The sequence below is a fragment of the Pseudoalteromonas sp. S1727 genome, assembly GCF_005886375.1.
In the GTDB taxonomy this organism is placed as follows: domain Bacteria; phylum Pseudomonadota; class Gammaproteobacteria; order Enterobacterales; family Alteromonadaceae; genus Pseudoalteromonas; species Pseudoalteromonas haloplanktis.
In genome coordinates, this window is the sequence record NZ_PNDT01000384.1 from 1 (window position 1) to 223 (window position 223).

Sequence of the window (223 nt, forward strand, 5' to 3'; positions counted from 1 at the left end):
AAGGATAGACACGCCAGAAGAAGTCCCCAACACGCTCCGAAACGCCCTGCAATATGTAGATGCAGACAAACTCTATCCTGGCACGAACTGGGGTATGGAACCGCTTCCTCGCGCAGTTGCCAGAGTCAAGCTCAATGCATTAACAGCAGGCGCAGAGATCTTCCGCAAAGAGTTAGCAGCCGGGTAAGGGGATTTCTGACGAGGTATGTTAATCGAGGCATGA

General features: G+C 52.0%; 1 pseudogene. It reads left to right on the forward strand.

Features of this window, described 5'->3' with window-relative positions:
* Positions 1–187, forward strand: a pseudogene (locus CWB85_RS22725) (methionine synthase); the annotation flags it as partial.
* Positions 188–223 lie beyond the last annotated feature (36 nt).